Below are 24,793 nucleotides of genomic sequence, written 5' to 3'. Positions count from 1 at the left end.
GGACCGCAGTCGAGGTGATTGTGGACTTTCTCTATTTTCAATGCTTGCGGATATATGCCGTAGCCGGACCAGAGCCGACTTTGCTGATATAGCCTTCTTTTACCAGACTGGACAAAGTGCGTTCTATAGTTCCCTGGCTGATATCCGGGCAGCGTTCCATCAGATCCTTTTTGCTGATTTTCCCTAGTGTTTGGGAGATGATGGCTTTGATACGGTCTGGCTTGGAAATCTTTTTGGTTACCAAGTATTGAATCCGGTCTTCGAATTCATCATATGCTTTTATGAGGATGCCCAAATAATATTTCACAAAAGGAGCATAGGTGTTTTGATTTTCGTGCCAGCCGAAAGAACTGGCCTGAAGGGCTTCATAGTAAGTTTTCTTGGTCTTTTCAATCAGCATTTCCAGGCTGATGTATTTCCCGACGATGTAGCCGGCACGATATAAAAGAAGGAGTGTCAGAAGCCGGCTCATCCGTCCATTTCCGTCATTGAATGGATGAATGCAGAGAAAATCCAGGATGAACATGGGAGTCAACAGCAATTTATCTATTATGTTTTCCTGCCAGGAATTCTGGAACGATTGACATAAAGAATCCATAGCGTCAGCTGTCTGAAAAGCAGGAACGGGAATAAACCTGGCCTTTTGATGCCCTTGTGCATCCGTTTCCGCAATGACGTTATCTGCGTTTTTATAATCTCCGCCAATGGCTCCTGTTGAGTAAGAGTACAGATCTCGGTGGAGCTGCCTGATGACATTAGGGGCAGGGGAAATATAGTCGTGATTTTCATGGATCAAGGCGAGTACTTCACGATATCCGGCAATTTCCTGTTCAGACCGATTGTGCGGTTTCGCTTTTTGGCTGACCAGTGCTTCTAATCGTTTGTCACTGGTGAGGATTCCCTCGATACGGTTGGAAGCCCCTGTACTCTGGATCATAGCAACGTCTACCAGTGTTTTCAGTTCGTCTGTATTCGCTTCCAGAAATAAATCCTGCCGTCCTTTGTGTTCATGGATACAGGTGAGAAGCTGGACGATTTCAGGTGTCAGTAAATTTTGTATTTCCTGCGAGTAGTTAAATGTCCGCATAAAAATCTCCCTCATCTTTTTATTATCTGCCACATTTTAGCATGAAATGAGGCAGATAGCAAGAGAATGAGGTAGATAAGGTGGGAGGAAAGAGAAGAGGGAAGATAAGAAGAAAAACGAATCTTGCTGGAACGGGCTGTATCTTCCGGGAGGATTCCAGATGACCAGGGACTGAATGAAGGAAGAGTGCAGAGTAAGAAGCAGGACGGTGTGGGTCCAACGATCTTTTGCAATGCCGTAGGGTCCGATCGGTGATCCGCCCGCTTACAGACCTGGGAACGGACGCCCCTGACGGGTCGTCCCTACGCATATCACGTACTGTACGATATCATTCCGTAGGGGCTACCCGTCAGGGGAGACCGTCGCCAGGTCGCCGGTCGGGCAAAAAAGCAGGCCCGCAGTCGTAGTGATTGCGGGCCTGCTCTGTAATTATCCGGCAGCAGCCACCTGAAGCTTTAAGTCCAGTGCCTGCAATAGTTTTACAAGCGTATCCAGTTTGGGAGTTGTCTTGAGGGTTTCGATACGGGCAATGGAAGATTGAGGAATACCGCACCTTTCTGCAAGAGTACGTTGACTGATTCCCAGTTCCTGTCTCCGCCGAATGATAGAAGAAACAATACTGCTTAGTTCTTCGATTTCTTCCATGTTGCGGCGTTCTTCCTCACTAATGGATTTTACGTGATTTTTATAATCTTCCCACGTTCTCATGACTTTTCCTCCTTCTGACGGATATAGTCATCCCGCTCTGACTTGGCTCGGATGATCTCGCGTTTTGGCGTTTTCTGGGATTTCTTGCGGAAATGATGGAGCAGTACATATTGGCTTTCGTCATAATAGAAATAAAATACTCGGTTATTTCCAGGACGAAGTTCCCATATATTATCTTCTAAATGCTTGGTGATATTGGTCGGGAGATTTGTCCCGTTTTTAGCAAGCAGGTCAATGTAGAAAATAATCTGGTTGTATTGAATACGAGCATCTTTGCTGGTTGTACTCTTTTTACGTAACGCTTCCAAGAAATCCCAGACGTCTGATTCGCCATGTTGATTCTCGTAGAATTCAATCTTGTACATTATATACTCCTTACAGTGTTCTCGTTTAATGATAGCATTAATGCTATCAAAAAGCAAGAAATCTACATATAAGATGTCCGGGAAAGAACTGGAGCAGGTGGGAGAAATCCAGGCCAAGGTGATCCGGTTTCCAAAGCTAAGTGCATAGTGAAGAGCGAAGAGTGCAGAGCAGGACGGAAGGGGTAAACCGTACCCCTTGTCAAGGACAGTTTCTAAAAGTAGGACCCCTTGTTTTAGACAGTTCAACAATCCTGGTACCTTTAAAATGGACGTTTGGTAATTGTCTATCAGAAGGCCCCTAACCATCCAATCTTATGCACTGGCTCCTTACTCATAAAATGGCTGCTTTTGCCATTTTATGAGGTGAGCTGGTTCCCCAGCTCACAGGCTCTCCGCTTCAATGTAGGAACCTCGGGCATCTTGGGAATATCGAGCGGATAAACCCCTGTTGTTACAAATTGGTAGAACTCGTTTGGCGACAGTTTCGCCAGTTCCCACTGGTAGCGCTCGTTGTTGTAATAATCCATGTAATCATCTACGATGGCCTTCACCTCCCCAAAGCTCACTGCTGCTGCAATTTTCTTTTTCACATGGTCTTTCATACGGCCGAAGAAGCTTTCCTGCGGCGCATTGTCCCAGCAATTCCCCCGCCGTGACATGGATTGTCTGAGATCCTTGTCATGGAGGATATCGATGAAGCTGTGACTCGTGTAATGGCAACCCTGGTCAGAATGCACGATGGTTTCAGCATGCAGTGAGACGCCGTGATCTCGAATCAGGTTGTTCACCGTTTCTACCACGAAATCCACCTCCAAAGAATCGCTGAGGACATACGCCAGAATCTGCTTGGTATAGGCATCCAGTATGGTGGAAAGATAAGCAAAGATCCCATTGTAAGGAAGATAGGTAATATCTGTCAGCAGTACCATGCGAGGACCATAGTCCTCAAACTGGCGCTGCAGCAGATTATCGGCCACCGTATTGGTCTTCAGGGCTTTCGCCAGCTGCCGATAGGGATTCGCCTTCCTGATGGGGCAAAGCAGGTGGAACTTTTTCATCAGACGACGGATTTTCTTCACATTCATAATGACGGGCGGATCCATGTGGAGCAGCTCCATATAGATGCTGCGGGCGCCCTTCTTGTACCCTCGTCTTTTGTAAGCGGCAAGGATCAGTTCAAAGTCCTTGCGGTCCTGTTCTTGCTGGGCCTGCCGAAATGCTTCCGCCTTTACCCAGGCATAATAACCGCTTCGGGACACGCCTGCCATCTTGCATAAACTGCTGATGGAAAGTCTGTTCTCGCTGGTACTTACCGTCTTTTCTATGATTTCGAACACACAAGAGGAATCGTTCATGAGCAGAGAACCTACCTTTTTGTGTTCTTGATCGCGGAAATTTTTTTTAAATATTCCACTTCCTGCCGCAAGTATTCAACTTCATGTCTGAGGGCCTTAATGTCATCTTCAGGCTTGACCTTGGCGGCGGTGTCAGACCTGTCGGCGGGTCTCCTGCCTTCATAGAAACAACCATATTTGGCATATTCCTCTTTGATATGCTGGAGAGCACCGCCAATGCGTCTTTCGCCCAGCACAGCAGGGTCAAAGCCGTATTTTTTGAAGACGTCTTTAGGATAGACTCCTTCCATATATTCGGTGTAAAAGATTTCTTTAAAGGACTTCCTCAGGACCAGGGTAGAGCGGCTTACGCTATACACATAAGGGTTCTGGCGCAACGCTGCAATCTGCTCCTCAGTAAAAAGTTTTCTGCTCATGTGGATTCTCCTTGGCTTTATTGGATTTGAGGATACCACATGCATATGATTGTGTTCAATAGGTTGGGTCCAAAATGAGCACGCCAATTTTAAAGGATTCAAATTGTAGCCTGTCCAATTTTGTGGGCAGGTGCTACTCTTAAAAAGTGTCCACACTTATGGGGACAGTATAGGGCGAATGGTCCATTGCGATGCCGTAGGGGCCTCACGCCGGGAGGCCCGCCAGATGCACGATCCCCCGATCCCAACGTGATAGGGGCTCCCCGCAGGAAAACCCATCCCCGGCCGCTCAGAAGGCAAAAAAGCAAGTCTGCCAGTATTATTCAGGCATTCTCCCGTACCAATCGACTGTATGACAATCAAAAGAGGTATGGGCAGATTGTGACTTTCCAGGTGCCGGCTCATTTCAAACGGGCAGTAGACCATGCAATGAAACTGTATTCCATGGGTGGCGGCAGCTATGTGCAGGCTCCTACTTGGGAAGAGGCAGAGGAAACCTTTAAGGAATCACTTAGACAACTTCGTAAGGTAGCTCCCACCCCGGAAGCAGTTGACGGTTTAACCCCGAAAGGGAAAATTCAGTTCTTGAAGGCTTACCGGGATTTCGATGATGCTTACTCTGATTTGCAGGTCTATTCGGAATACCAGGAACGGAATCTTGAACGGGATTATCATATTACAGAGCAAGACATAGAAGATTATAATGGCAAGTTCGTCAATGTTAAAGAGGAACTGAAAAAAGATCCTGCAGGGGGAGATGACCCGGATATTAATCTTGCCATTAGCTATGACCTGCGCTGCTGGCATAGAGACCAAATTGATGAAGACTATATCCTGCAATTGATGGAAGCAACACGTACAGATGAAACTGCTTTGATTATTGCTCAGGATACTAGGACTAAGAGAATTATTAAGGAAATCAACGAAGAAATCGCCCGCTTCCGGAAAACAAATCCTGCCCGTGCAGAGATTCTGGAAGGAATCTGGAAGGAATATCAGGACAACCCGTCAATGTTCATTAACCAGAATTTTGCCGACGTTATGAATAACCGTGTTCGTGCTAAGGTAAAAGGATTGGTGGATGACTTTGCTAAGGAATGGTGCGTTGAACCAGGAGCTTTGGAATTCTTCATTGAAACTTACGATGTCAATAAAGACCCGCATGAAAAACAGGTAAATCAGGATGCATTGAAAAGGGCAAGCAACATAAGGGAATATCGCAAGACTCATCCTAATATCGGACTGAAATATTGGGGACTTTTACTGGAAAACATTCGAAAGCTTTATGTAGAAAAGCTGCAGAAGCTGCTGGAATGCTAGGCCATGTTAAGCTCATCAGAAATGGTGGGCTTTTTTCTTTTGCTCTTAAATAACTGAACATTTTGTGTACTAGTAAGCGGGTGGAAGGAGGTTTGGTCATCATGAGCCTTAAAGAAGAAGGAACATACCTTGCGACTATGAACCTGGCAAAGCGGCTCCTGGCCCAAGGGCTTATTACTCGAAAAGAATATCGCCGGTTCAAGGAGCGGATGGAAGAGAAATACAAACCGAAGATAAGTACAATATTTATCGAATAATCGGCTTGCTATTATGTACCTTTAGAGTGATATATATACACAAGAAAAGGGGAAACACCCCAAAGAAAGAGAGGTACACAAAATGAAAAAGATGGAAATGATTGCAAGGTTCTACGAAAGAAGCCTGGACCTGGAAAAGAAATTCAACGAGGCCGAAAAGGCAAAAGACGAAAAGGGCATGGAAGCCTGCAGGGAAGGTTACCAGGAACTGCTCCAGGAGGTTCGGGCCGAAGGGAAAGACTTCAGCAGCATGATGCGGCTTTACAGCGAAATGAAGCAGCGCGGCAACAAGCTCCTGGACGTAAGCGGCTCCTACACGGAACCAGAAAGAATCATCCAGATGTTCAAAGAGTTTGGGGTAAAAGAATTCACCTTCTCCTCCAACTGGACCAACGCCAAGGACACCGCCTGGGTCTTCACGAAAATGGGCTGCAACCTGAAAGGTATGGTTGAAATCTACAGCGATAACAAAAAGCTCATGAACAACGAATATGAAAAAAGACCAACCTTCCTTTTCACACTTTAATAAAAAGAGAGCCTTTGGTAGGCTCTTTTTTTGTACCTTAAAAAACTGAATATTTCGTGGACTAGTAAGTGAGAAGTACTTGCTATTATCGGCGGTTAGAGTGATTAAAGAAATTGTTAATGTTTAGGAGTTTAGTCAAATTCTCCAAATCGAATGCAAGTAATTTTATTATTTAACAAATCAAATATCAGGTCAATTCTATCCTCTACTTCATAAACTATGGAGGTATCCATTGTACTATTCTTCCCATTGTATGAGAACGAAGGCTGGCCATAAGCATCAATAATGTCTTGAGCTGTCATGCCACAGTAAATTCCTCGCCGGGATGGAGCAGGGTATGGCAGCATAGCTACCGAGCTTGGGATTTCTATCAACACAGTAAAATCTTTCTGCAGGAGGAATAGCCTTACAGCGCCAAAGACGGGAACTGTCTGTGAAGAGTGTGGCAAACCGATCACACAGAATCCTGGCCGGAAGAGGAAACGCTTCTGCTCGGACGCTTGCCGCAATAAGTGGTGGAATAACCATCTGAACCTGGTGCGGAGGAAAGCAAACTATACTTTTACCTGCCCTGCCTGTGGAAAAGAGTTCATGGTCTACGGGGATAGCCACAGAAAGTTCTGCTCCCATGACTGCTATATTGCTTACCGGTTTAGAGGTGTTCGCCATGGATAAGAAGACGTTTCAACAAGAAGTAGCTTTCCAGGTGACCCTGCATTTGGCTCGGAAGATGCTGGCCAAGAAGCTCATCACAGAAAAGGAATATCATGACTTTGAGCGCGACATGCTCCGACGATACCAGCCGTTTTCTGGGGACTTATTTACTTGCTAATTGTATCAAACAGAGTGATATATGGTGTTGGAAGGAGTTGATACTATGCGGACAATTCGTAAAATCGAGCAAAGCGTTCCTAATCTCAGGCCACGTAAAAAAGTGGCTGCATATGCCCGAGTATCCATGGAATCGGAACGAATGCACCATTCCCTTTCAGCCCAGATTAGCTATTACAGCAGTCTGATACAGAAGAACCCGGAATGGGAATACGCCGGGGTCTACGCTGACTACGGGATTTCCGGGACGGGAATAAAAAAGCGACAGGAATTCCGGCGGATGCTGGAAGATGCTAAAGCAGGGAAGATTGATATTATTCTTACAAAATCCATCCAGCGCTTTGCCCGTAACACGGTAGACCTACTGCGTACTGTTCGACACTTGAAAAAACTGGGTATCGAGGTATGGTTTGAAAAGGAAAATATCCATACCATGAGTGGTGATGGCGAATTGATGCTGACAATCTTAGCATCCTTTGCTCAGAAGGAAAGCCGCTCCATCAGTACGAATGTGAAATGGGGAACCCGGAAGCGTTTTGCAAAAGGGATTCCCAACGGACGCTTTAGAATCTATGGATACCGTTGGAAAGGTGACCAGCTTGTTATTGAACCGAAAGAAGCGGCTGTGATAAAGCTCATTTATGATAATTTCTTGAATGGGCTATCCGCTGAGGCTACAGAAAAGCAACTGGCTGAACGGGGAGTGAAATCCTCCAATGGAAAACATTTTAGTAATACGTCCATTCGGGCGATATTAAAGAATATTACTTATACCGGCAACCTGCTATTTCAGAAAGAATATGTTACGGACCCCATTACAGGAAAGACAAAAATCAACCGTGGGGAGTTACCTCAATATTTCGTGGGAAATACCCATGAAGCCATCATCCCTATGGAAGTCTATCAAAAGGTACAGGCGGAGCAGGAACGGCGCAGGAAACTAGGGGCTTTGGCAAACTGGTCCATTAACACCTGTCTTGATGGTGGAAAGGAACGGTACTGGCGCTGCGCCGGCAAATGTGGCAATGGCTCCATCAAGGATAGCACTATGAAAAATTTGACAGCTTCTGTATTGGGAATGGCTTTCTTTGATGAAGGAAGAATGGATGAACTTCTGGAAAAGGCTGTCATCCAAAACGGCGAAGTAGTCTTTTATTTCAAGGATGGACATACAGAGACCAGGCAATATAAAGAAAAAATACATAGGTGCCGCCACAGTGCAGCATACCGGAGATATATGCATGACCTTATGAAATTGGCAAGAAGCAAGAACCCAGAAGCAAAAGTGAAAATAATGGAGTTAAAAAAGGAATGGAGGAGAGATGATAACCGATGGAAAGAATAGTAAGAGCAATTCCGGCGACAATCAGCCGTTATACAGCGGCTCCGATTAACAGCCGGAAGAAACGGAAGGTTGCAGGTTATGCAAGAATTTCAACAGATCATGACGAACAGCTTACCAGTTATGAGGCACAAGTTGATTATTATACGCGTTACATTAAAAGCCGATCTGACTGGGAATTCGCTGGAATGTATACTGATGAAGGTATCTCAGCCACCAATACAAAGCATCGAGAAGGGTTCAAACGAATGATAGAGGATGCCCTCTCGGGGAAAATAGACCTTATCATCACAAAGTCTGTTAGCCGTTTTGCACGGAATACAGTAGACAGTTTAATGACTGTACGTAAGTTAAAAGATAAGGGCATAGAAATTTATTTTGAAAAAGAAAACATTTGGACACTGGATGCAAAAGGAGAACTTCTCATTACGATCATGAGTTCCCTAGCACAAGAAGAAAGCCGGAGTATCTCAGAGAACGTTACTTGGGGACATCGGAAGCGATTTGCTGATGGAAAAGTTAGTCTTGCATTTAGTCATTTTCTTGGATATGAGAGAGGTGCAGATGGTAATCTGGTAATCAACAAAGAGCAGGCGGAAACTATAAAAAAATATACGGGCTATTTCTTAGCGGATATACATATCATTCTATTGCCCGTAAGCTGACGGAAGATGGTATTAAAAGTTCAGCAGGGAAGACTTCTTGGTGTGCAGGAACAGTACGAAGCATTTTAACGAATGAAAAATATAAAGGTGATGTCTTATTGCAGAAACGACTCACAATTAACTTCCTTACGAAAAAAATGAAAAATAATGAAGGCGAAGTACCACAGTATTATGTGGAACATAATCATGAAGCCATTATAAGTCCGCAAGTCTTTGAATGGGTCCAGGAAGAGATCCAGAAACGGAAACGAGAAAAAGTACGATACAGTGCTCAGATAGGCGAATTTATTGGTGTGCTCGAAAAGCAAGGAATTATCACCGAGTTTGATGAAAATTTATGGGTGAGTCTATTGGATTTTATAACAATATATAGTGAGAAAGATATGAGGATAACATTTTGTGATGGAACGGAAATACAGACGTAAAAGAAGCAAAGCTTTGAAACATGATGTGCCTAGTAAGCTAGAATAATTGGTCTAACGAGGTTGAGAGCAACAAGGGTCTCGTGAGCGTATTTTCAGAGCACTATTTAAAATGAATAAATATGCATAAATAGAATAAACTATCAAAAACATAAACTCATAGCAGCAGAAAATCCATAATTATATAGATAAAATATAATTATGGATTTTCGTACATTTACAGTAGGACATATTTTAAATAGCTTTGTAATTAATAAACAAAAACCACTATATATAGTAGGGAATACACTAAATAAAACAAAATATGTCAATATATAGATATATGACTATACATAAAAGTTTATAAAAATATAGAAAAATATATTGTTAAGTAGAAATAAGAATGATAGAATAAGGCAAAACAAATTTATGAAATGACAAAATTACTTCTATGATTTTGCTGCATAAATGAATATTTTTTCAAAAGGAGGCGATTAGATTGAATAGGGTTTACAAGGTTATATTCAATCGCGCAAAAGGGCAGTACCAGGTTGTTTCAGAATTAGCAAAAAATGGCGGAAAAACATCGGGAAATTCTTTATTAAGATCGATTGTTAAATCTGGGAAGGCACTGACTAGCACCGTATTAACAGCTATGTTCGTATTTGGAAGTGTGCATTATGTTAACGCAGAAGTTGTTCATGACGGTGATATTTTGAATGCCGGAACTAACATCTCTGTAACTAAAGACGACACAACAAAGACAATCACAATATCCACTGATGGGGTCGCAACCAGTGCAGAAGTGGATGCAGTTAAAACAGATGTACAAAATAACCAAACAGCTATTGCTGCCAATACTGACAAAATTGCGGATAACAGCACAGAGATTGCTAACAATAAGGCTGGGATTAACCAGAATGCCAATGAAATCCAGCAAAACAAGACGGATATTACAGCAAATAAAAATGCAATTACGACTAATACAGGAAAAATCAACAATAATACAGCCGATATTACAGAGCTAAAAAATGTGAATTCTGCTTTGGGATTGGATAAAACAAAACCGGGAATGAAGTATTTCCGCGCCAATTCCACAGGAGAGGACGCTGCAGCTGCGGGTAAAGATGCTGTTGCCATCGGTGTCAGTGCAAAAGCGAATGGCAAAGATTCTGTAGCCCTGGGCGATGCTGCTCGTTCTGCTTCATTTGCTGAAAACAGTATTGCCATTGGCCGAAAAGCTGTCAGCGGATCTTTCAACGGTATGACGTCTGATGGTGATAGCTCCACTGTGGTTACAGGCGGAGGCAAATCCAGCATATCCATCGGCGATGCAGCCAATGCTCGGGGAAATTCTTCGATTGCCCTGGGGGATGGAGCGACGGTCTATAATGACGGGACAAACGCTCAGCTCAACAATAACAGTATGGCAATTGGAACGAAGGCCAGCACGGTCGCTTCGAATCATGCAATTGCGATGGGCAACAGCGCTGCTGTGACGAAAAACAGTCATAGTGCTGTAGCAATGGGAGACAGCGCAAAGGCTGAGGCAGAAGAGGCAATGGCGCTAGGTAAAAGTGCGGCTGCTTCTGGAGCTGCCAGCATTGCGGTTGGAACGGAGGCAGCAGCCAGTGGAGCAGATGCCCTGGCTATGGGGAAGAGTGCGCAGGCCAGTGGGGCAGATGCCGTAGCTATTGGGAACGGAGCCGCTGCTGGGAGCAGTGCTTCTGTGGTTTTGGGTAAAGATGCCAGTGCCAATGCCGTCCGGTCTGTCGTACTTGGCCCGAATGCAGGGGTAGGTATGGTAGGGGATGTATTAGGGGCCAAAGGATCCCATGTGGTCATTGGCGATGGTGCCGGCAACAATATTGACGGACAGCAAAATATTGCAATTGGCTATAAAACGGGAAATGATGTCAAAAGCGACCATAATGTAGCCATTGGTTCTGAAGCTGGAACTAACATCGGGGCTGGCGGAAACACATCGGAAGGGAAAAATGTTTCTATCGGCTATCATGCGAACAAAAATGATGCGGCTGTTTCTCGGATCCAATCTACAGCATTGGGCAGTGAGACAAAGGCTGCCGATGACGCTGTAGCCGTAGGCTATCAGGCCCAAGCGAATGGAAATGGATCTACGGCAGTTGGGTTTAACGCCCAGGCAGCAGATGCAGCCAGTGTGGCTTTGGGGCAGGGGGCAAAAGCTTCAGAAGGCAATGTTGCCATCGGCAATGATTCCGTAGCGAATGCCGCAATGATCAGTGGAACCGGATATCTGACGGGCCAAGCGGCCCCTAAGACGGCTGTTTCAGTCGGCAGTGCATCGGCTTTGCGCCGCATCACCAACGTTGCTGACGGGGCACTGGATCAGGATGCCGTCACTGTGGCACAGCTCAAAAAATCAATAGACGCTACGGTAGCTCAGGTCAATGCGAATGTTTCTTCTGCAACGGCAAGTGGGGTATATTATGATACGGTCACTTCTGGAGAGGGAGACAGTATTACCCTTCGCAATCATGACAATAAGGGAACGAAAATCCATAATGTCGCTGCAGGGACACTGGGGACTGATGCTGCGAATGTCGCTCAGGTCAATGAGATCGTCGATACGGCAAAAACACATTACTACTCTGTAAAATCTGCCAATCTGAATAATTATGATAACGATTTGGCCACCGGGGAAGACTCTATGGCAGCTGGCGTGAGCGCCAAAGCTTTAGGTGACAGGAGTGTTGCCCTGGGGAATAATACGGAAGCACAGAGCCTTGGCAGTATCACAGTGGGAGCCGGTTATGAAGATCCGGCTAACCCGGGCAGCCTGAAACAGACGTTAGCCATCAGCGGTTATCAATATAACACGGCAATCGGGGCTGGCGCTCAGGCAGCCGGAAATCATTCTCTGGCAATAGGGTCTTTGGCAACCTCCTCTATAAAAAATGGTGGAAGCAGTGTAGATAAAGCTGTGGCCATTGGCTATTCTGCTGGCGTTTCTGATGACAAAGCCATCGCCATCGGCAGCGATGCCAAGAGCAACAGCAAAAGTGCTTCCGCTATTGGTGATACGGCTCAGGCACTGGCAGAAAATGCTCTCGCAGTGGGTACGAATGCACAGGCAGAAGGTGTTTCTTCCGGGGCGATCGGCACTAAAAACAGGGTCACGGGAGCAAATACATATGTTTTGGGCAGCCAGAACAGTACGGCTGCAACAGGTACAGCTGCTGATGTAAGTGCTTCGAATTCTGGGATCTTTGGGAATGAAAACCGGATGGAAGGGGACAGCAATCGTATTGTCGGGAATCAAAACGTGCTGAAAATGGAATCCCTTTCCAATAATTCTGCCAACCCGAAAGCTTTTGGTAATATCTTTGTAACGGGCAATCAGAATATGGTGACCGGAGATCCGGATACAAGTACAGCAGGCGATGCGGGCAGTGTGTCTGATATTACTATTACTGGTTCGGAAAACACCATCCGGTCAAAAAACCAGAAAAACATGAATCTGACAGATATCCAAATCGTGGGGAACCAGAATACCGTTGATGCCACGACTCAGAATACGGATTTGTCCAACACCCAGATCTTGGGCAGCCATGTAACGGCCACTTTGGGGAATTCCGTCTATCTGGGCAGTAACTCTGCTTATGTTGTATCGGGAGCCACTACGAAAGGGAAGGATGCTTATAGCAGCAATGGAACCTATCAATATGCTGGGGGGACCCCTGCTGGTATTGTAACGGTGGGCTCCGTAGGGAAAGAACGGCGCATCCAGAACGTTGCGGCTGGTCTGGTCAGTGCAAAGAGTACGGATGCTGTGAACGGAAGCCAGCTTTACACCATGACCCGGCCTCTGCGGTTTGCTGGAGATAATTCGACCATTGGCAATACTTCAGAAGCAGATGTCAATGTGCTCCATCGCGGTTCCGACCAGGCCATGTCCCTTTTGGGCGGTGCTGACAGCAGCAATTTAAGTGATCATAATATTGGGGTGGTCGCTGATCCTGCCAATAATACGATGAATGTGAAACTGGCAAAAGATGTGACTGGGCTGAACAGTATTACATCGAAAATCGTAAATGCTGAGACGGTAAAGGCTGGAGATACCACCATCAATAATCAGGGCATGACCATAACTGGCGGACCATCTGTGACCAAGGAAGGAATCAATGCCAACGGCACGAAAATTACCAACGTAGCTGCTGGTACAGCAGATACAGATGCTGTCAACGTCAGTCAGTTGACGAAACAGTCTGCTGATTTAACGGAAAAAGGGTTCGGATTAAAGGATCAGGATGGGAATATCGTCCACAAATCTCTGGGAGAGGATATTGAAGTTACCGGGGACGGCAAAAATATTTCTACGAAAGTGGAAAACGGAACGATGAAAGTGGTCCTGAACGATGATTTGAATGTAACCAGTGTAACTACCGCCGATACGAACGGAAATAAGACCGTGACCCAGGGAAGCGGCACGACCATTACGGATAAATATGGGAATGAGACAACGATTGGTGCTGGCGGTATTACGATCAAACCGAAAAATCCGGCACCAGGGACTTCTCCAGTTTCTTTGACAGAAAAGGGGCTGGATAATGGCGGCAACCAGATCCACAATGTGGCTGCTGGCACTGCTGAGACGGATGCGGTGAATGTCAGCCAGCTGAAAGATGAAATAGCCAAGAATGCCACCAAACTGGTAGACGGAAAAAATACCACAGTTACAGGCACAGGCACAACGGAAGATCCCTACAAGGTCAATGTCAATGACAATCTGAATCTGGGTGAAAAAGGCGAAAATGGTATAGACGGTTCCATCGGTGTAGCGGGCAAAGATGGCTCAGCTGTTACCATCAATGGGAAAGATGGCTCTATCGGAATGAATGGAAAAGACGGGAAAGATGGGCTTACCATGAAATCCGCGAAGGGTCAGGACGGCGTGGATGGTTCCAATGGTGCCAATGGTATGACCCGTATTGTTTACGAAGATGATGGGCATGTCACCCATGAAGTTGCCACATTAGATGATGGACTGAAGTTTGCGGGGAATACAGGATCTGTGGCCAAAAAACTGAACAGCACCATGACCATCAAAGGGAATGGGACGAAAGCAGACGCAGAATATGATGCTTCCAACATCAAGACTGTAGTGGATGCAAATGGAGATCTGGTCATTGGATTGGACAAGAATCTGAAAGCAGATACGGTTACCGTAGGCGGCCAGGGCAAAGACGGCGCTGATGGCATCAATGGGGCTATCGGTGTAAAAGGTGCTGATGGCAAAGATGGGGTTACCATTTCTTCTATAGGCAAAGACGGAACCAATGGTACCGATGGTCATATTGGCATCAATGGCAAGGATGGTGCTTCTGCTGACATCCATGTTGTAAAAGGTGTGAATGGAGTAGACGGCACGGATGGCTATAATGGCACAGATGGTATTGATCGGATCGTCTATGAAGATCACAATGGGAATACCCAGACGGTCGCCACTATGAACGATGGAATGAAGTATGGCGGTGACGTAGGGAATGTAATCAGTAAAAAACTCAATGGGCAAGTAAATGTCGTTGGGGGCATTAAGGATTCTTCTCAACTGTCAATGGAAGACAATATCGGAGTGGTATCTGATGGCAGTGATAACCTGAAAGTGCGGCTTTCAAAGGATTTGAAAGGACTGGATTCGGTTACCACGAAGACTGTTACAGCAGACACTGGGAATATCACGACGGTAAATGCCAGCACTGTCAACGTTGGAGACACCACCATAACCACAGGAGGGGTGACAATCCAAAACGGTTCCGCAGGTCAGGATGTTACGCTCAATAAAGATGGGTTGAATAATGGTGGAAATAAGATCACTAACGTAGCTCCTGGAGATATTTCATCGACCAGTACGGATGCCGTAAATGGAAGCCAGCTGTATCGTGCGGAAAATCGGATCAGCCGATTGGGAGATCGGGTGAACCGTGTTGGGGCAGGTGCCGCAGCTCTGGCAGGATTGCATCCTTTGGATTTCGATCCAGATGACAAATGGGATTTTGCTGCAGGGTATGGGAATTATAAAGATGCTCATGCAGTCGCTATCGGAGCGTATTATCGTCCTAACGAAGATACGATGTTCAGTGTGGGCGGTTCCTTTAGCGGAGGCGAAAATATGGTGAATGTAGGAGTCAGTTGGAAATTTGGACAAAAGAACCATATCTCTCGCTCTAGAGTGTCCATGGCCAAGGACATGCTGGCCATGAAAAACCAAATCGAAACACTCACGAAAAAATTAGCCGCTTATGAATCAGGCCAGCCTGCCAAGGCGATCCCTGCGTCTACGCACAGCATGAACTTCCCTGATGTACCAGAGAACCACTGGGCTTACCAATATGTGAAGACATTGGCCGAAAAAGGCTACTTGGAGGGATATCCGGACGGAGAATTTAAGGGAGATCGTTCTATGACTCGCTATGAGTATGCTGCGATCATCTACCGGGCTTTACAGAATGGGGCACCTTCTGATGGAAATATGGCCCGGTCGGTGGATGAATTTGGACCTGAACTGGTCAAAGTTCAAAATATTGACCGGTTCCGTGTGGATCGTATTTCTGGTAAGGATAATGACCGTCATAAGGTAGAACGTGTCCGTATCAATGATAAGGAAGATAAAAACAGAGGTGATTTCCGGGATGTGTATGGATCGCATATCCAGAAATCATAAAGGCATGTAGGATAAGTTATGAAATTGGGGCAATGCTTGATTTCGTTGCCCCAATTCTCTATTCAATTGTATTTGGGAGGGAACCCTATGAAAAAGTACATTTCAGAGTTCATTGGTACGTTTGTCTTGGTCGTGTTTGCTTGTGGCACAGCGGCTGTCTCGGGGGCTAAAGTCTTGAATGGAATGTTCATGCCTGCGTATTTTGCAACGGCTTTTGCCTTTGGCCTTTCTATTGTGGCAATGGCCTATTCCATTGGTAATGTTTCTGGCTGCCATGTAAATCCAGCAGTATCTCTTGGTGTATTTCTTTCAGGGAGGATGAGTGGACGAGACTTTATCGGATATGTAATTGCTCAGTTTTTAGGGGCTATTATCGGGGCCGCAGTCCTTTTTGCGTTGATTGGTACGAAAGGGAATTTAGGCTCTAATGGGCTCTACTTAAATGATGTTGGGGCATCTTTAACCGTAGAAGTCATTCTGACTTTTGTCTTTGTTTTAGCGGTGCTGGGTGTTACTTCAAACGTTGAAAATAATGTAGTTGCTGGATTGGTCATCGGGTTATCGTTGACATTAGTCCATTTATTGGGCATTTATTTTACAGGAACTTCTGTAAATCCTGCACGGAGCTTTGGCCCGGCTATCTTGTGTGGAGATCCAGCCGCTTTATCTTGCGTATGGGTGTTCGTGGCAGGCCCGTTCATTGGTGGAGCTTTAGCAGCATATGTGTATAAATTTATTTCAAAATAAAAAATTTGTAGATATACCATTGCTTATGTAATAAAAATAGTGAGACTTTATGGATGGGCATATCCATATTCTCCCACTGTTTCTAATTTAAACGACTGAATGAGAATGGCTTAGAATGGATACAGAAAACAACTCTTAGTAGTAAAAATATAGAGAAAAAATATTACTGATTGAAGTAATCATGGAATTTTATAGTGAATGTTCTTATGGGCAGAATCATCAGAAGGAGACATAGATGTTTACATTCATAAAAGAAATAAAACAAGCAATTAGTGAAGGGTTAGAAGAAGCCAAAGAAGAAATAAGGCGGGAAGAAGAGAAAAGGAAAAAAGAGGAAGATAAACAAAATGCAGAAAGGGAAAGAATTTATTCTGCACCGTTGAGCCTTGAAAAATTGGCGTTGGCATTCAGCTGCCCAATGAGAGAAATCTTAATTCCAGGGGATTCCATCCGTTTGTTTAAATTTTTCGCCCTTTCGGATGATGATAAAAATGCAGCTAGAATGGTACTTGAAAGAGATTTTGATATCCGGGACAGGGAAAGCTTTGCCAGGTCCGTGTTGGAATTTCAAGAGTTCGATGAGAAAAGCGTGTTCATCAGTTCGATTCTACTTTATCAGATCACTACTGCAGTTGATTTAAGATATGCTTCTTTGGAAGAGTATCGGGAGGAATGCAAACAGCTTATTCAGGAAATCGTAGAGCGTGATTCAGTGAATTCATGGGAGGAATTTTCAAAAGAATTTGTTGCTGGCGATGTCATTAATCATGCCATTGGAAAAAAGATAATTTCCAGAGCATCAAATAAACTTTTGCAAGAAAAAGATAGCCCGTGGACAAGATATCAGTGGGAAGACGTGGAAAACTTTTTTTGATTGATCAAATTAACTGTCTACGGATATAAATTCGTATGCCTGAACTATTAGCCGGCTAATAGTCTAATGGGGGGAAAGCATATATGATAGAAGATAGTCAAAATAGCTGTCTGTATGCGATGAGCATTCTTTTGCTACTGAATTTGATCATCATCATTTGGGACAGACAGGTCCAGGATAAAATACTCTATGTAATAAACGCTGTCTTAGCAGGAACTGAAATTACAACGTATTTCATTCTGGAATCTCTACCGCTAGGGTGGGGAGCAGACTATCCACACCTGGGCTTCCTTCCTTTTTTATGGGTAGGGTCTATTGTAGGGATTGTGTTGTTGTCTTATTTTATCTTATGGGACTTTTTTGACGCTCATCGCAAAACCTGGTGGGGAAAAACAGGGATGACATTTCTGATTTTGGCGCATATTGCCATTATAGCGGTCGGGTTATTCATCTTGTTTGGAGCGCTTTATTCACTGAAATGGGGATAAAGTTTACAGGAAAGAAATTAATTTAAATTGGGTAATCGTAAAGTAGGTGTTGATAATGAATACTGAAAACCAATGTCAATCTTAAAGATGAGGAAATCAAATCTAGAATCTACGTAAAATGATTATCGGCCTCTTTTCTTTTTAATTTTTTTAGCAAAACGAGAAATAGAAGAAATCAATTTGCAGAAGAAAACTGAATTATATGTAAAGCAAGGAGCGTTTAACGAGTGATTGAACATTTTTTTGATGGTCTCAAGCTTCTTTGGGATATAGCAATTTTCAGATATGCAGTGTTTGCAAATATTTCAATTATAACGTTTGTATTTGTGCGCAGGTTGACAGCCGCCTATCACAGTCAAGGAAGTTTTTTTTCGCCATATCGTATTTATAAGGGGGAGTTTTGCATTCATAATGCCCTTTATTTAAGGCAAAGAAACATTCCGCTAAACGAGATAAAGCGTATAGAAGTACATTGTGCTCACGGAAGAGGCGGTAAAATATATATTTTGAATATTGAAAGGAAAAACGGCAAACCTACTGGTAGTGTTATATTTGGGAAATCTAAAAGAAATGATAGGCTGTTAGAGAAGTTGGAAGAGGATGCTCAAAAGTATCACATTCAAATTTCTAAAGAAACATGGGATTAAAATTTGAGCTTGCGGGAAAAATGGAGAGAATGTGCGGTGCATGTGAATCTTGACCACCTTTGAGAAGGGGGGCAAATTGGCGGAATATCTTTTGACAGGAATGGAATTTGCTTGGAATGACTATGTAAGCCGCTCCCTATTGATCCTTATTGTCTCTGTTTGCACTTGTTCTTTTTCTACGCAGAGTATATGCAGTTCATCGCAGCGGCGGAGCGTTTTGGGCACCTTATCATATAGCCCGGGGCAATTTTTATATTCATTCGGCCCTGTTTTTCGGCAAGAGAGTGATTCCTATGAACACAATACAAAGCATCAGATTCATCGGCTATTTTGGCAGAAGAATGGGATCCGGTCTAAGGTACACCATGTATATAGAACGAAAACGGGGTAAGACAATGACAGTCTTTTTTGGAAAGTCGAAGAGAATCGATAAATTGATGGAGAGGTTGAAAAAAGAAACCAAAAGCTACGGGATTAGGGTTACTACATATCGGAGGCCGCTATGACAGAAGAAGAACGAGTGAAAAAATGGAGCCGGGGAATTTCTGAAATGGATGAGCTGTCCATGGACGAGAAGAAAACAGTCTGTCATCAGGCAGCGGTGCAGATGGTAATTTTATGGGGCGCTATAGAGATAGTAGTTGTAGGCTTCCTCATTTGGGTGGCATTCCAGTATCCGGAAATTATACCCGGTTTCAACCGCATAACTGATCTGGTGAACAGCAACTTTGAACATAGCGGAACACGGGCTAAGCGCATAGGAGCTATCATAGTCAGCCTGCCTGCTCTTCTTCCCTTAATCGCAACGGTGTCGATTCCTATGATTGCAGTTTTTGTTGGATGCAGAAAGCACTTGGTCAGAAGGGCCGCGGGGAAGCTGTCTCATCAATGGCGCATGGAAACAGATTTGAAAATGACACGGGGGATTACCTTTGCGGATGTGAAACAGGGAATGGAGCTTTTACAGGATGATAAGATCCAGTATTTGATTATATCGCCGCCGTTTGAAGTAATGGATAGCCTTTTCATGCAGACTGCTCATGAAAAAGGAAACCTGTTTACTATAGAAGTAAGCAGGAGGGAAAATAACGGCAGTGTTATTTATGAACAAAAAGAGCAGACGAAAGAACAGGTGCTGCATGCTATACAGGGCTATATAAACAGAAAGATCGTTCCGGATACCGGTAACTGGAAAAAAATTGCCTCTTTTGAGAGCGTACCAAAGGAAGTATTGAAAAATGTGTATTGGATGTTCAATGAAATAATATATGTTTCGACAAATACTTTTTCTCACGATGTGATGGAATACATAGAGGATAATCATAAGAATTGGCATCCCGGAGAAATGGCTGTCGAGGCGGAGAAAATATATATTATTTTTGAAGCTTTTATTATTGGAAAGGAAGCGTTGCTTGCCAATGAATATGTTACGGACATTTCGACATTAGAGGAAAAATGCAAAATAGATGGATTGTTCCAGACCGATATTGCCGCACTTCTTTTTGCTGATAATGGAAAATACTTTACAAATGAAGAACTGCTAATGAAAATCCATAATCAGATGGCAGAAAAAAATCTGGGAGACCATGACTTTTTTGAAGGATTGGAAAAGAGCGACCCATTAGAGGGGATCCCCTGTTACTACGTTTTGCTTGGATCCTAAGGAATAGTAGATACTGCCAATTCTACAGCTAGCCTCGTAGAATTGGCAAAGACTGGAAAAAGAATGGTAGCCTTTTAAAGGCGCTGCATATCAATCAGGATCTGAACGGGCGTGGGGGAGGAGGTTTTATCATGAGCATTTACAATTGGATTCAAAAAACGATTTTTAATATCTATGAAGAATGGCATATGAAAAATTCAAATTATAACCGTAACGGTTTTCATATTGATAGCATTAACAATTCACTAAAGAATATGCGGGATGGATATATCATGTATACAGAGATATGTCCGCCGTATGCAGTGAGAGGCTGTACTTCTATGAAGGCTGTTGTCGGAGAAGGTAAGGATTTGGTGAATTTATATATGGAAATCTTTGGCAAAAGATACTGTGCCGCTGATTTGAGCTACGATGAGACAGTACAGATCATGAGATCCTTTGTGAAGGATTCGGTACTGCCGGAAAAAGAAAAATACATAGAAGTTTTGGAGAATGATAGCGAGAAGATCAAGAATTCATTTGCTCAATTATCGGAGCTGCTGATAGAGGATTCCAAACATACTGAGACATTTCTAAAAAGGGTAAAGCTGGAAAATATGGAGGATGTCGAAACCGCATGGGGTAAACTTTGTGAAGATCTATTATTTAGGGGAAAGGCAGCAAACCTTGATTGGAAAAGTGGAAAAGATATTTTCCTTCATGCCGTAAAGAAATTGAGTGCAGATTTAGATCTTGAAATTAATGAAACCGTAATGGATGAGAATGAAGACATTCCGAGATGGAGTAAAATACTTAATGCCCAATGGACCGATTATATTTTAGCGGCTATGGATATGGGCAGTGACGGATATGTGTTAATTGTTCTTGAAAAAGGGGCCTTTCATAAGGCAAAAGAATTGGCAAGGGGCCTTTTGCATCGGATAGCTGCTGCGGAAGAAATGTGAAAAAGAGGTTGTGACATTTTTTCGTTTTGCCATTCTCTTTCTGCCTTTATTTTGCTGCAGCTTGACAGATGAGATGTTGAAAATGGTTCGCTAATTCCCTTTCCTGGGTGTTTGCATCTGTTATGTCCAGAGGACAATTTATATTATCTTTCAAGACTTTGTTCCATTCCTTATGTCCTTCTCTATTGATGCGGAAGGTCATGAGGTAAACGGCTTTTTTTAAATCCTCCTGGCCGGAAGGCAGATAATAAAAGGCAATGTTCCGTAATCCCAATGTGCGTAAAAGGGCATCATCATTATGGGGGCGGTAGAGATGATATATTTGTTTACATAGGTTCGCGGCATCCTCTCCTGTTGTATCAGCATTGACAAAAACGAAATGATTGGCCTGAAACAGAGGTATTTTATCCCCCATCCCTACCGTTCTCGTCAATTTGGAGGTCTGCAGTTCCTGGGCTTCAGCCTCCGTGGTTAGACGGATGTTTCGGGTAGCTTCGCTGGGGATGATGTTGGCATTGATATAGTGGCTATAGGCTGCAGCCTAATTGAACAATGCATTGGTGGTACGCTGACCTCCCGGGAATGGCAGTGTAGGGCGCCGTACATTGGCTGTGCAGGTGAAAAAGATGTCATGGGCTTGGTCGTACAGGTGGTAGAGATTGCGCTGGAAGGGTTTTTCTTTCTCCACTGCTGTAGATTGGATGACAAGGTGGGGTTGAAGGGCAGCAAATTCTTTTTCTACCATGGAAACGACATCGGCGGGTGTATAGGGATCTCCTTGTTCCGTAGTCAATAAAAACGAACATCCCGAAAGCAGAAGGATACATACAGTGAATAGAGAAGATAAGGCCAATTGCAGGAAAGTATGCATAGGCAGCACCTCGTTTGAAAAATCTATTTTAGCAGTTACTTATTTTAATTATACAGTAATTTGATTCCGTAAGGTTATAGAAAGATCTATTTATCTTTTCTCCGTCGGGGATGGACTGCAGAATGGCATCGTTGCGCCGCCCAATGGACAAAAATATATCAAAGGATACAAGAGAAGAAGGAGTCAGCCATGTATGCGTATCAGATTTTCTGGATTGCCTTTGTGGTATCCACCCTCGCCATAAGTTTTGGAATTATTTTCTTTGCTTGGCGGTATCAGGTGCATAAGCGAGAAAAACTGGCGTCCTCTCATAAAAGCAGTGCCATCATCCGGCTGCGGACAAAATCATGGCAGGGATTTAATTGTGCTTCTTCCGTATAGATTCTTACTGTGGATGGGAAGAAGGCAAAATCGTTTCTTTATAGGTGGCCATGGAAACGCGCAATATATGTGCCCCCCGGAGTACACCGCATGGAGGTTCGTGCGGATTGGCCTGTACGGTCCGGGCCTAGTGCATTTTGCTGGTTCCATTACACGGTGGAAAAGCTGCCGAAAGTTGTTGTGGAGGCGGGAGCTGTGTATGTGCTGGAGTATGAAGTGAAGACCGATACATGGAGTTTATTTCGTTTGGAAAAGGTTAATAATACCATCAGCGGACGTGAATTTGTGGAGGAGCGGTTTATCTGTCCTGAAGGATATGTATCGGATAATCATCTGTGGTTTTGGAATGCCGTAATTATTATTTTATGGATTGCAGGCGTGCTGTTTATGAAATATGGATAAGGAATTAACGTAATACTTATATTTTAGGATAGCATGCAGGGGTGTGCAAAATCGAAGTAATCGTTACATTGTATCAAAGTCGTGCTGCTCTGCGAGCAACAAGTGTTCGATGGAATACAACATTATGAACGGTGCGCATAGCTGAAAAGTCAACATGTAGCGGGGTTCCCGGCCAGGTCGGCAAGGGGCCGATTTTTTTTTGCTCAAAAATTGTGTGGATTTTAGCTTGAAGGAGACGCCAGCGGCCAATGAATATGAACACGGCAGTAACGATAGCTTTTTATCGTTACTGCCGTGTTTGTTCATGCCTAAAATTATTTTATCAAAACAATATGAATGTCATATTAGAAACTGAATACATCATTCAAAAATCCATATCGTCCTACATTTTTGCTTCCAGTAAATTCAATTACATGGATACCTTTCTTAGGATTTTCAGAAGGAATAAAAGGCATACGTTCTTTTTGCTCAATCATAATCACTTGACGTTTTAAAGCATTATCAATGAGGTATCGGATAAAATTATGTTTGATAGTTTCTATATCTTTGACCTGCTCAGGTTCAGAAAGTTGGGTCAGAGAAGAGTCCGTTATAAAGAAATCAGGAGCGTAGCCATTTTTACTAATAATGTATTCGCTCATTGCGTATGTTGTGATTGTATTAAAAAGCGCACAATATCCGCCACCCATTATAGATGCTTTACCTTTATTATTTATTTCAATATCAAAGTTCTTCATATTGAGGCGAGCGGTAGTAGCACCACTAACTTTTGATGCACTCAAAAATTTTATTAATGTTTCTTCAAAGCCATGTACAAGGTCATAATCAAAATAATCCGCTATTTTGTGTTTAACAGATACCGGATCTTCCTCATTTTCCTTGTCGAATAACTCCTTTCGGTATTGTGATTCAGTTTGACGTAAGAATTCTAGTTCACTAAACACTTGTATAAGATGCATTTTGTCTTCTAACTCTTTTTGGAACTCTGAAAGCCGCGGCGACAGTTCATTGGAGATCAGTACATCAATATTATTTTTTTCATCCTCTAGCACCTTGATATGTGTTTGTATGCTTTGCTTCTTCTTTTCAACACTTTGGTTTGCTGTGTATAAGCCTTTAAGATGTGATTTGATTTTTTCCAGTTCAGCTGAAGATGCTTCTATATATTTTGTATTAGGAGTTTTTGTTATATCAGAATTGCAGAAGGGGCAGTGTGCTACATGAGCGAGTTTTTGAGTAGCTAAGCCACCGTCAATTATAAACTCTAATCTATTAATATCAGATTGATACTGTTGATGAAGAATTGAAAAACTGTGAATAACAGTTTCACATTCAGCGAGCTTTCCATTTAAGTCATAAATTTTTGACATAATGGAATGTCCTTTAACTACAGCTGTATTAATCTGTTTTTGAACATTTAGCATTTCCTTCTTTAGGTCATTAACAGCATCGGTTATGTTCATATCCTCATACTGTGAGGCAATTTTTTCTAGGCTTTCTTGTCTGGAACTTAAATTATCGAGTTTATCTCTAATGTACGAGATAAGAGCTTTCTTTTTTGCTTTACTTATTTCAGGATCTTCTGGCTTTTGCAGATTATTAGCGTCCTTGCCAGTTAGTAAAAAAAGTAGAGTTGCTTTTGAAGGAGTTGAAGCAGGCCAACCTGGAGTTATAAAAGGTGAAGTCTCCCGAGCGATATCTGATTGACAGATAAAGAAAAAATGAAGCATCGTCCGCCAAGATAATTTTTGAGTATCTCCGGCTTCAGAAGACAAAATATTATGGTCAGAATTAACCCCT

General features: G+C 43.4%; 22 protein-coding genes and 2 pseudogenes. 16 read left to right on the top strand and 8 right to left on the bottom strand.

Going from position 1 to position 24,793, the window contains the following annotated elements; genetic code table 11:
• Positions 1-37 precede the first annotated feature (37 nt).
• The 5 genes from ACFER_RS05945 to ACFER_RS05925 all read right to left on the bottom strand — a co-directional run bounded on the left by ACFER_RS05945 (position 38) and on the right by ACFER_RS05925 (position 3,931).
• Positions 38-1,087 (bottom strand): Fic family protein, encoded by a 1,050-nt coding sequence (locus ACFER_RS05945; protein ID WP_012938512.1) that lies wholly within the window; start codon positions 1,085-1,087, stop codon positions 38-40.
• 429 nt (positions 1,088-1,516) lie between these two features.
• Positions 1,517-1,795, bottom strand: a complete 279-nt coding sequence (locus tag ACFER_RS05940) for a helix-turn-helix domain-containing protein (RefSeq protein WP_012938511.1) — start codon at positions 1,793-1,795, stop codon at positions 1,517-1,519.
• Positions 1,792-2,160: a type II toxin-antitoxin system RelE/ParE family toxin gene (locus ACFER_RS05935; RefSeq protein WP_012938510.1), complete on the bottom strand. Its 369-nt coding sequence runs from the start codon at positions 2,158-2,160 to the stop codon at positions 1,792-1,794. Before ACFER_RS05935 ends, ACFER_RS05940 begins: the two co-directional genes overlap by 4 nt.
• A 356-nt stretch (positions 2,161-2,516) precedes the next feature.
• The gene (locus ACFER_RS05930) at positions 2,517-3,515 is read right to left on the bottom strand and encodes an IS3 family transposase (RefSeq protein ID WP_012938408.1); all 999 of its coding nucleotides are present in this window, start codon (positions 3,513-3,515) and stop codon (positions 2,517-2,519) included.
• A gap of 11 nt (positions 3,516-3,526) precedes the next feature.
• Positions 3,527-3,931: an HTH domain-containing protein gene (locus tag ACFER_RS05925; protein ID WP_012937547.1), complete on the bottom strand. Its 405-nt coding sequence runs from the start codon at positions 3,929-3,931 to the stop codon at positions 3,527-3,529.
• Positions 3,932-4,180: 249 nt separating this feature from the next.
• Between ACFER_RS05925 and ACFER_RS12005 the strand changes: the two are divergent.
• From ACFER_RS12005 to ACFER_RS05860, 15 genes and pseudogenes are all read left to right on the top strand, one after another.
• A pseudogene (locus ACFER_RS12005) lies at positions 4,181-4,312 on the top strand (type I restriction enzyme subunit R domain-containing protein); the annotation flags it as partial.
• Positions 4,313-4,360: 48 nt separating this feature from the next.
• Complete coding sequence (locus ACFER_RS05920) at positions 4,361-5,251, top strand: type I restriction endonuclease subunit R, EcoR124 family (protein ID WP_148213934.1); 891 nt, start codon at positions 4,361-4,363, stop codon at positions 5,249-5,251.
• 101 nt (positions 5,252-5,352) lie between these two features.
• On the top strand, positions 5,353-5,508 hold the full coding sequence (locus ACFER_RS11575) for an SHOCT domain-containing protein (protein ID WP_012938509.1): 156 nt from the start codon (positions 5,353-5,355) through the stop codon (positions 5,506-5,508).
• Positions 5,509-5,590: 82 nt separating this feature from the next.
• The gene (locus ACFER_RS05915) at positions 5,591-6,034 is read left to right on the top strand and encodes a DUF7698 family protein (RefSeq protein WP_012938508.1); all 444 of its coding nucleotides are present in this window, start codon (positions 5,591-5,593) and stop codon (positions 6,032-6,034) included.
• A 312-nt stretch (positions 6,035-6,346) separates the two neighbouring features.
• Positions 6,347-6,709 (top strand): RNA polymerase subunit sigma-70, encoded by a 363-nt coding sequence (locus ACFER_RS12000; protein WP_071818349.1) that lies wholly within the window; start codon positions 6,347-6,349, stop codon positions 6,707-6,709.
• Complete coding sequence (locus tag ACFER_RS11570; protein WP_012938507.1) at positions 6,702-6,866, top strand: SHOCT domain-containing protein; 165 nt, start codon at positions 6,702-6,704, stop codon at positions 6,864-6,866. The genes ACFER_RS12000 and ACFER_RS11570 overlap by 8 nt, the downstream gene beginning before the upstream one ends.
• A gap of 45 nt (positions 6,867-6,911) precedes the next feature.
• Positions 6,912-8,210 carry a recombinase family protein gene (locus ACFER_RS05905; protein ID WP_012938506.1) on the top strand — a complete coding sequence of 433 codons (1,299 nt, stop codon included), beginning with the start codon at positions 6,912-6,914 and terminating at the stop codon, positions 8,208-8,210.
• A pseudogene (locus ACFER_RS11810) lies at positions 8,198-9,141 on the top strand (recombinase family protein); the annotation flags it as partial. The gene ACFER_RS05905 and the pseudogene ACFER_RS11810, both read left to right, overlap by 13 nt.
• 631 nt (positions 9,142-9,772) lie before the next feature.
• Positions 9,773-15,976 (top strand): ESPR-type extended signal peptide-containing protein, encoded by a 6,204-nt coding sequence (locus ACFER_RS05895; protein ID WP_012938505.1) that lies wholly within the window; start codon positions 9,773-9,775, stop codon positions 15,974-15,976.
• Between the two features lie 87 nt (positions 15,977-16,063).
• Positions 16,064-16,723 (top strand): MIP/aquaporin family protein, encoded by a 660-nt coding sequence (locus ACFER_RS05890; RefSeq protein ID WP_012938504.1) that lies wholly within the window; start codon positions 16,064-16,066, stop codon positions 16,721-16,723.
• Positions 16,724-16,958: 235 nt separating this feature from the next.
• On the top strand, positions 16,959-17,597 hold the full coding sequence (locus tag ACFER_RS05885; RefSeq protein ID WP_012938503.1) for a DUF1266 domain-containing protein: 639 nt from the start codon (positions 16,959-16,961) through the stop codon (positions 17,595-17,597).
• 83 nt (positions 17,598-17,680) lie between these two features.
• Positions 17,681-18,085, top strand: a complete 405-nt coding sequence (locus ACFER_RS05880) for a hypothetical protein (RefSeq protein ID WP_012938502.1) — start codon at positions 17,681-17,683, stop codon at positions 18,083-18,085.
• Positions 18,086-18,312: 227 nt separating this feature from the next.
• A complete protein-coding gene (locus ACFER_RS05875; RefSeq protein WP_012938501.1) occupies positions 18,313-18,732 on the top strand; it encodes a hypothetical protein in 420 nt (139 codons plus the stop codon).
• 502 nt (positions 18,733-19,234) lie between these two features.
• Positions 19,235-20,395, top strand: coding sequence for a hypothetical protein (locus ACFER_RS10855; RefSeq protein ID WP_012938499.1), 1,161 nt, complete (start codon positions 19,235-19,237; stop codon positions 20,393-20,395).
• 131 nt (positions 20,396-20,526) lie between these two features.
• Positions 20,527-21,339, top strand: a complete 813-nt coding sequence (locus ACFER_RS05860; protein ID WP_012938498.1) for a DUF6630 family protein — start codon at positions 20,527-20,529, stop codon at positions 21,337-21,339.
• Positions 21,340-21,385: 46 nt separating this feature from the next.
• Here ACFER_RS05860 and ACFER_RS11280 read toward each other — a convergent pair whose 3' ends face one another.
• Positions 21,386-21,754 (bottom strand): hypothetical protein, encoded by a 369-nt coding sequence (locus ACFER_RS11280; protein ID WP_081443263.1) that lies wholly within the window; start codon positions 21,752-21,754, stop codon positions 21,386-21,388.
• A gap of 126 nt (positions 21,755-21,880) precedes the next feature.
• Positions 21,881-22,210, bottom strand: a complete 330-nt coding sequence (locus ACFER_RS11675) for a hypothetical protein (RefSeq protein WP_222831703.1) — start codon at positions 22,208-22,210, stop codon at positions 21,881-21,883.
• Between the two features lie 471 nt (positions 22,211-22,681).
• Between ACFER_RS11675 and ACFER_RS05850 the strand changes: the two genes are divergently transcribed.
• Positions 22,682-22,993, top strand: coding sequence for a hypothetical protein (locus ACFER_RS05850; protein WP_012938496.1), 312 nt, complete (start codon positions 22,682-22,684; stop codon positions 22,991-22,993).
• Positions 22,994-23,337: 344 nt separating this feature from the next.
• Here the strand turns inward: ACFER_RS05850 and ACFER_RS05845 are convergent, their stop codons facing one another.
• Complete coding sequence (locus tag ACFER_RS05845) at positions 23,338-24,768, bottom strand: AAA family ATPase (protein WP_227898293.1); 1,431 nt, start codon at positions 24,766-24,768, stop codon at positions 23,338-23,340.
• Between the last annotated feature and the right edge of the window lie 25 nt (positions 24,769-24,793).

The organism is Acidaminococcus fermentans DSM 20731 (assembly GCF_000025305.1).
Lineage (GTDB): Bacteria > Bacillota > Negativicutes > Acidaminococcales > Acidaminococcaceae > Acidaminococcus > Acidaminococcus fermentans.
The sequence above is the reverse complement of the archived record's forward strand: the minus strand, read 5'-3'. Positions and strand labels throughout refer to the sequence as shown.